The following is a 6,515-nucleotide window of genomic DNA, read 5'->3' on the forward strand; positions in this document are numbered from 1 at the left end:
GAAAGGCAGGTGAAGGCCGGCGCAGCGTGAACTGCGGGCCACCGGACGACCTCCGGTGGCCCGCGGTCCCGCGGCGGGCCGAGAGCTGTGCTCACTTACCTCATCAGGCGGTTGTTCGCCGCCGCAGTGATGCTGGTGGTCATCATCACGGTGGTCTTCTGCATCTTCTTCCTCGTCCCGAAGTGGGCGGGCGTCGACATCGCCTCGAGCTTCGTGGGCAAGCAAGCCGACCCCGCAGCCGTCGAAGGGGTGCGGCAGAAGCTGGGTCTGGGCGACCCGATCTACGTCCAGGTCTGGGAGTTCTTCAAGGGCATCTTCGTCGGCCGGACCTACACCGGCGGCGGGGACACCATCCACTGTGCGGCTCCCTGCTTCGGCTACTCCTTCCGCAGCGAGCAGGCCATCTGGCCGGTGCTCACCGACCGCTTCCCGGTGACCCTGGGTCTCGCGCTCGGTGCGGCCGTCCTGTGGCTCATCCTCGGTGTCTCGGCGGGTGTGCTCTCCGCCCTCAAGCGCGGCAGCCTGTGGGACCGCGGCGCGATGGTCGTCGCCCTCGCCGGTGTCTCCCTGCCCATCTACTTCACGGGCATGCTCAGCCTGGCGATCTTCGTGTTCGGCCTCAACTGGTTCTCCGGGACCTACGTGCCGTTCACCGACAACCCGGGCAAGTGGTTCACCGGGATGATCCTCCCCTGGGTCACCCTGGCGTTCCTCTACGCCGCCATGTACGCCCGGATCACCCGGGCCACCATGATGGAGATCCTCGGCGAGGACTACATCCGGACCGCGCGCGCCAAGGGCCTGCGCGAGCCGGTGGTCATCCGCAAGCACGCCATGCGCTCCACGATGACCCCCATCCTCACCATGCTCGGCATGGACCTCGGTGCCCTCATCGGCGGCGCGATCCTGACCGAGTCGACCTTCAACCTCCCCGGTCTCGGCCGGGAGGTGCTCCTCGCGATCAGGAACCAGGACCTGCCCGTCATTGTGGGCGTCACCCTGATCACCTCCCTCGCGGTGCTCTTCGCCAACCTCGTGGTGGACATCCTTTACGCCGTGATCGACCCCCGAGTGAGGCTCACATGACCGACCTGAGCAAGACCGGAGCGGCCCTGGGGGAGCCCGTCAGCGGCGCCGCCCCCTCCGCCTTCCTGGAAGTGCGCGACCTGAAGGTGCACTTCCCGACCGACGACGGCCTGGTCAAGTCCGTCGACGGGCTGAGCTTCCAGCTGGAGAAGGGCAAGACCCTCGGCATCGTGGGCGAGTCCGGCTCCGGCAAGTCGGTCACGTCGCTCGGCATCATGGGCCTGCACACCGCCGGCCAGTACGGCAAGCGCAAGGCGCAGATCTCCGGCGAGATCTGGCTGAACGGCACCGAGCTGCTCACCGCCGATCCCGACCACGTGCGCAAGCTGCGCGGCCGGGAGATGGCGATGATCTTCCAGGACCCGCTGTCGGCGCTGCACCCGTACTACACGATCGGCCAGCAGATCGTGGAGGCGTACCGGATCCACCACGACGTCGACAAGAAGACCGCGCGCCGTCGCGCGGTCGAGATGCTCGACCGGGTGGGCATCCCGCAGCCGGACAAGCGGGTGGACAACTACCCGCACGAGTTCTCCGGCGGTATGCGCCAGCGCGCGATGATCGCGATGTCGCTGGTCAACAACCCCGAGCTGCTGATCGCGGACGAGCCGACGACCGCCCTGGACGTGACCGTCCAGGCGCAGATCCTCGACCTGATCCGGGACCTGCAGAAGGAGTTCGGCTCCGCGGTCATCGTCATCACCCACGACCTGGGCGTCGTCGCCGAACTGGCGGACGACATCCTGGTGATGTACGGCGGCCGCTGCGTGGAGCGCGGACCGGCGGACAAGGTGTTCTACGAGCCCCGCCACCCCTACACCTGGGGCCTGCTCGGCTCGATGCCGCGGCTCGACCGCGAGCAGCAGGAACGCCTGATCCCGGTCAAGGGCTCCCCGCCCTCCCTCATCAACGTCCCGTCCGGCTGCGCCTTCAACCCGCGCTGCCCGTACGCGGACATTCCGAAGGACGACGTCACCCGCACGGTCCGCCCCGAGCTGGCCGAGGTCGGCAGCCGGCACTGGGCCGCCTGCCACCTGAGCACGGAGCAGCGGGAGCGTATCTGGACCGAAGAGATTGCGCCGAAGCTGTGAGTGACGTGAAACGCGACGACGAAGCGGCGACGATTCCCGCGCAGAACACGGGCGGCGGCCGCGCCGACGGCGAGGTGCTGCTGAAGGTCACCGGCCTGCAGAAGCACTTCCCCATCAAGAAGGGCCTGCTCCAGCGGCAGGTCGGCGCGGTCCACGCGGTCGACGGCATCGACTTCGAGGTGCGCGCGGGCGAGACCCTGGGCGTCGTGGGCGAGTCGGGCTGCGGCAAGTCGACGATGGGCCGGCTGATCACCCGGCTGCTCGAACCGACCGCCGGCAAGGTCGAGTTCGAGGGCAAGGACATCACGCACCTCGGGGTGGCGGGCATGCGTCCGCTGCGCCGCGACGTGCAGATGATCTTCCAGGACCCGTACTCGTCGCTGAACCCGCGCCACACGATCGGCACGATCGTCGGCGCCCCCTTCAAGCTCCAGGGCGTCGAGCCCGAGGGCGGCATCAAGAAGGAAGTGCAGCGGCTGCTGTCGGTGGTCGGCCTCAACCCCGAGCACTACAACCGCTACCCGCACGAGTTCTCCGGCGGTCAGCGCCAGCGCATCGGCATCGCCCGCGCGCTCGCCCTGAACCCGAAGCTGGTCGTGGCCGACGAGCCGGTCTCCGCGCTCGACGTGTCGATCCAGGCGCAGGTCGTCAACCTGCTGGACGACCTCCAGCAGGAACTGGGCCTGACGTACGTGATCATCGCGCACGACCTGTCGGTCGTCCGGCACGTCTCGGACCGGATCGCGGTGATGTACCTCGGCAAGATCGTGGAGCTGGCCGACCGCGACCTGCTCTACAAGACGCCGATGCACCCGTACACCAAGGCGCTGATGTCCGCGGTGCCGATCCCGGACCCGCGGCGCAAGGCGGAGAAGAGCGAGCGCATCCTGCTCAAGGGTGACGTGCCCTCGCCGATCGCCCCGCCGAGCGGCTGCCGCTTCCACACCCGGTGCTGGAAGGCCACGGAGATCTGCCGCACGACCGAGCCGCCGCTCCTGGAGCTGCGCCCCGGTCAGCGCGTCGCCTGTCACCACCCGGAGAACTTCGAGGACCAGCAGCCGCAGGACACGGTGCTGCTGACCGCCGCGAAGGAGGCGAGCGAGCTGGTGCCGGACGAGGTGCTGGCGGAGTCGGCGGAGACGTCGGCCGCGGTGGCGGCCGAGGTCGCCCCCGCGAAGGCGTCCGCACCGGCCGAGGCCACCCCGGCCGACGCCGCGCCGGCTGCCGACACCACTGCGGAGCCGGCCGCCGACACCACCGTGGAGCCGGCCGTCGACGCCGAGCCGGTCGCGAAGGCGGACCCCGCCGCCGCGGCCGCGCCCGCCGCCGAGGCGGACCCCGCGGTCGAGGCGGAGGCTCCGGCCGCGCCGGACGCTCCCGCCGCGCCGGAGGCTCCCGCGAAGGAGAAGTAGGCAGCGAAGCACCCAGCAGTACCCAGCCCCCGCCTTGCAATGTAAGGCGGGGGCTTCGGGTTGGGTGAGAATGGAAGGGTGGTCCACCAACTCTTCAGCCCGTCCGTCCAGCACACCCTCGACCTGGTCGGCATCTTCGTGTTCGCCATCTCGGGTGCGCTGCTCGCGGTCCGCAAGAACTTCGACGTCTTCGGCATCGCCGTGCTCGCCGAGGTCACCGCGCTGGGCGGCGGGCTGTTCCGGGACCTGGTGATCGGTGCCGTGCCCCCGGCCGCCTTCACCGACCTGGGCTACTTCCTCACCCCGCTGCTCGCCGCGCTCCTGGTGTTCTTCCTGCACCCGGAGGTCGAGCGCATCCAGGCCGGGGTGAACGTCTTCGACGCGGCCGGCCTCGGCCTGTTCTGCGTCGCGGGCACGACGAAGGCGTACGACCACGGCCTGGGCCTGACCGCCTCGGCGGCGCTGGGCCTCGCCACGGCCGTCGGCGGCGGCGTCCTGCGCGACGTGCTGGCCAACGAGGTGCCCTCGCTGCTGCGCTGGGACCGCGACCTGTACGCCGTGCCGGCCATCGTCGGCGCGACCATGGTGGCGCTGTGCCTGCGCTACGGCGTGCTCACCCCGCTCGCCAGCGGGCTGGCCGCGGTCACCGCCTTCGCGCTGCGCCTTCTCGCGATGCGGTACCACTGGCGAGCGCCGCGTGCCTGGCACCGTCGTTCGACGGTGCGTGAGGAGCAGCCCCCTTCGGCTCCCGCCCCGGGTGTGCCTGACCGAGCTGGGCGGTGAGCCAGGTGAAGGCGGGCACCACCTGCGGCCGCCACAGCGCCATGGTGTGGCCGCCCGCGCTCCGCGGGAGGAACACCACGTGCACGCTGGTCGGCGCCTTGGCCTCCTTCAGCAGCGCCACGCCGGCCTCGTAGCCGTCGCCCGGCTGGCCGGAGACGTACAGGGCGACCGGGGGCGGGGTGGCGGCCCGGCGCAGCAGCACGTACGGGTTGTTCTGCGCGCGCAGGGCGCGGCTCTGCGCGGCCAGGGAGGTGCGCTCGGCGATCGGGTCGTTGTAGCCGGACAGGCTGACCGCGGCCCGGTAGCGGTCGGGGTGCGCGACGGCCAGCTTGGCGGCGCAGTGGGCGCCGGCCGAGTAGCCCGCCACCGCCCAGCCCTGGGGCGCGGACTGGACCCGGAAGTTGTCCACGACCATCCGCGGCACGTCCAGGCTGAGCCAGGAGTCGGCGTTGACCGTGCCCGGGATGTTGGCGCAGCCGGTGTCCACGCCGGGCAGCAGGGTGGTGCGCGGGGCGACCAGGATGAACGGGGCGACCCTGCCCTCGCGCATCAGCGGCGCCAGCTGCTCGTGCACCTTCAGGGTGCCGAACCAGGACTTCGCGGAGCCCGGGTAGCCGGGCAGGAGCTCCACCACCGGGAAGCGGTGCGTGCGGTAGGCGGGCTGGTCGTACTGCGGGGGCAGCCAGACGTAGACCTCGGCGTTCACCCCGGAGACCCGCCCGTCGAGCTGGGTGACCCGCACCCCGCCGGCCGCGTGCATGCCGGGCCCCTGCGCGGGCGAGAACTCCTGCCGGACCCGGGGCAGCCTGCTGAGCTCGACGCCGCCGGTGCCGTCCGGGCCCAGGTCGGCGGCCTGCCGCACGTGGCTGCCGGTGCCGAGCAGGTCGTCCCAGGTGTCGTACAGGTTGTTGGCGTTGTTGACCAGCACGAAGACCAGGGCGACCGCGGTGCCCTGGGCGAACAGCAGCATCAGCACCCGGGCCGCGGCGCGCAGCACCTTCGGGCCGCGCAGCCGGGACCACAGGCCCAGCGGCAGGGCGACCGCGACGACGGACAGCACGATCAGGGTGGTGAGGAACGGAGTCCCGGTGAGGCTCATGCCCTAAGAGAGGGCACGGAGCGTTCACGGGTTTACGGACGAGTACGGACACTTACCGAGAAATTGCCGGACCTTCACCCAGTGGAGGGTGTCCCCGGCCTCCGCGCCCGTCGGCCCACGAGAAAAGCTACCGCTTAGTATTGTCCTGTTGTACGGTTCATCCATGTCAGAAGCAGTCACCGCTCCCGCCGCCGTCGGCGACAGCGAGTTCGACCGCGACACCGCGGTCACCGAGCGCGAACCCGGCCTCCACGACATCGACCTCTCGGACGGCTGGACCATCTTCGGCGCGGTCAACGGCGGCTACCTGCTCGCCGTCCTCGGCCGGGCCCTCGCGGACACCCTGCCGCACGGCGACCCCTTCACCCTCACCGCGCACTACCTCAGCGCCTCCCGGCCGGGCCCGGCCGTCGTGCGCACCGAGACCGTGCGCTCCGGCCGCACCCTCTCCACCGGCCAGGCGTCCCTCCTCCAGTACGACGAGGAGGGCCGGGAGGTCGAGCGGATCCGCGTCCTCGCCTCCTACGGCGACCTCGACGCCCTGCCCGACGACGTCCGCACGTCGGCGAAGCCGCCCGCGATCCCACCGCCGAGCCAGTGCTTCGGCCCCGAGGACAGCCCGGTCCCGCAGGGCGACCAGCAGCCCATCGCCGACCGGCTGATGCTCAAGCTGGACCCGGCGACGGTCGGCTGGGCGCTCGGGCAGCCGTCCGGCAAGGGCGAGATGCGGGCCTGGTTCGGCCTGGCCGACGGCCGCGACCACGACCCGTTCTCCCTGCTCCTCGCGGTGGACGCGCTGCCGCCCACCGCCTTCGACCTCGGCATCTCCGGCTGGGTGCCGACCGTCGAGCTCACCGTCCACGTCCGCGCCCGGCCGGCCCCCGGACCCGTGCGCGTGGCGATCACCACGCGCAACCTCGCGGGCGGCTTCCTGGAGGAGGACGCGGAGGTCTGGGACAGCCAGGACCGCCTGGTCGCCCAGTCCCGCCAGCTGGCCCGCGTCCTGCGCGGCTGACCGGGGGGGGGGGGGGCTGACCGGGGGCC

Annotated in this window: 5 protein-coding genes and 1 pseudogene; 5 read left to right on the top strand and 1 reads right to left on the bottom strand. The window is 71.4% G+C overall.

The window, feature by feature from the left end; all coding sequences use genetic code 11:
• Positions 1-87 precede the first annotated feature (87 nt).
• The 4 genes from AQJ30_RS26100 to AQJ30_RS26115 all read left to right on the top strand — a co-directional run bounded on the left by AQJ30_RS26100 (position 88) and on the right by AQJ30_RS26115 (position 4,372).
• On the top strand, positions 88-1,086 hold the full coding sequence (locus AQJ30_RS26100; RefSeq protein ID WP_067238793.1) for an ABC transporter permease: 999 nt from the start codon (positions 88-90) through the stop codon (positions 1,084-1,086).
• On the top strand, positions 1,083-2,177 hold the full coding sequence (locus tag AQJ30_RS26105; protein ID WP_067238795.1) for an ABC transporter ATP-binding protein: 1,095 nt from the start codon (positions 1,083-1,085) through the stop codon (positions 2,175-2,177). Before AQJ30_RS26100 ends, AQJ30_RS26105 begins: the two co-directional genes overlap by 4 nt.
• Positions 2,174-3,589, top strand: coding sequence for an ABC transporter ATP-binding protein (locus tag AQJ30_RS26110; protein WP_067238798.1), 1,416 nt, complete (start codon positions 2,174-2,176; stop codon positions 3,587-3,589). The genes AQJ30_RS26105 and AQJ30_RS26110 overlap by 4 nt, the downstream gene beginning before the upstream one ends.
• A 78-nt stretch (positions 3,590-3,667) precedes the next feature.
• Positions 3,668-4,372 (top strand): trimeric intracellular cation channel family protein, encoded by a 705-nt coding sequence (locus AQJ30_RS26115; protein WP_067238800.1) that lies wholly within the window; start codon positions 3,668-3,670, stop codon positions 4,370-4,372.
• A gap of 295 nt (positions 4,373-4,667) precedes the next feature.
• Here AQJ30_RS26115 and AQJ30_RS39975 read toward each other — a convergent pair.
• A pseudogene (locus tag AQJ30_RS39975) lies at positions 4,668-5,471 on the bottom strand (alpha/beta hydrolase); the annotation flags it as partial.
• Positions 5,472-5,634: 163 nt separating this feature from the next.
• Between AQJ30_RS39975 and AQJ30_RS26120 the strand changes: the two are divergent.
• The gene (locus AQJ30_RS26120) at positions 5,635-6,486 is read left to right on the top strand and encodes a thioesterase family protein (RefSeq protein WP_067238803.1); all 852 of its coding nucleotides are present in this window, start codon (positions 5,635-5,637) and stop codon (positions 6,484-6,486) included.
• Positions 6,487-6,515 lie beyond the last annotated feature (29 nt).

This window comes from Streptomyces longwoodensis, from assembly GCF_001514125.1.
Classification (GTDB): domain Bacteria; phylum Actinomycetota; class Actinomycetes; order Streptomycetales; family Streptomycetaceae; genus Streptomyces; species Streptomyces longwoodensis.

Bases quoted from the DNA above. Each gene is read 5' to 3' on its own strand.
- AQJ30_RS26120 (WP_067238803.1), top strand. From the start codon at position 5,635: ATGTCAGAAGCAGTCACCGCTCCCGCCGCCGTCGGCGACAGCGAGTTC.
- AQJ30_RS26105 (WP_067238795.1), top strand. From the start codon at position 1,083: ATGACCGACCTGAGCAAGACCGGAGCGGCCCTGGGGGAGCCCGTCAGC.